The sequence below is a fragment of the Streptomyces sp. WM6386 genome, from assembly GCF_000972385.1.
Taxonomy (GTDB): domain Bacteria; phylum Actinomycetota; class Actinomycetes; order Streptomycetales; family Streptomycetaceae; genus Streptomyces.
The window spans coordinates 1-659 of record NZ_JXTE01000344.1; the positions used below are offsets into that span (position 1 = coordinate 1).

The 659-nt window shown below is 68.4% G+C and carries 1 protein-coding gene and 1 pseudogene; one reads left to right on the forward strand and one right to left on the reverse strand.

The features are described 5' to 3' along the window. Nucleotides 1-109: 109 nt before the first annotated feature. A pseudogene (locus tag TN53_RS48860) lies at nt 110-329 on the forward strand (N-acetylmuramoyl-L-alanine amidase); the annotation flags it as partial. Nucleotides 330-467: 138 nt separating this feature from the next. Here the strand turns inward: TN53_RS48860 and TN53_RS41620 are convergent. Further along, nucleotides 468-659: hypothetical protein (locus tag TN53_RS41620; protein ID WP_046264094.1), on the reverse strand; the 192-nt coding region annotated here is incomplete at its 5' end.

A 659-nucleotide genomic window follows, 5' to 3' on the forward strand; every position in this document is an offset into this window, starting at 1 on the left:
CCTCTATGGCCCGGGCTCCGGCAGCTGAACGACCCGTATCACGGCCAGTGAGCGGGTCAACTCGGTGATGCTGCCCGTGCGCGACAGGTTGAACCGCCTCGGGTTCTGCGTGGGCATCGAGCACGAGGGATTCGTCGACCGGCCCGAGGACTTCACGGACGAGATGCGTCGGCGCGGCTCACAGCCGGGATATGCGCGCGGTACGCCATACCCGTCGACCGCGAGCACATCATCGGCCACGTGGACGTGCCGGTCACGGATCACACCGACCCGGGCGAGCACGGGACTTGGAGCGTTACACGCGGCTGGTGCGGAAAGTGCCGACCGCCTCCGCCTGGCCACGGAACCGAGCCGTCGATGATGTGCGACGAGACCATACGCTCCGTTGGTCCGGCAGACTCGAGGGCTCCGGGTCCCGCAGGTCGGGAGCTCGGGGAGCTCCCGACCTGCGGGGCCCTGGAACCTGCTCAGGGGCGGACGTCGTTCCGGTCGAGGGTCATCACCTTGTCCCAGGCGGCGACGAAGTCCCTTACGAACTTCGCCTTGGCGTCATGGGAGGCGTAGCCCTCGCTGAGGGCGCGGATTTGGGAGTGCCAACCTAAGACGAGGTCGACGGCGGTCGCCGTCCACTTCACCCCGCCGGTGTCGCTGTCCCGGCC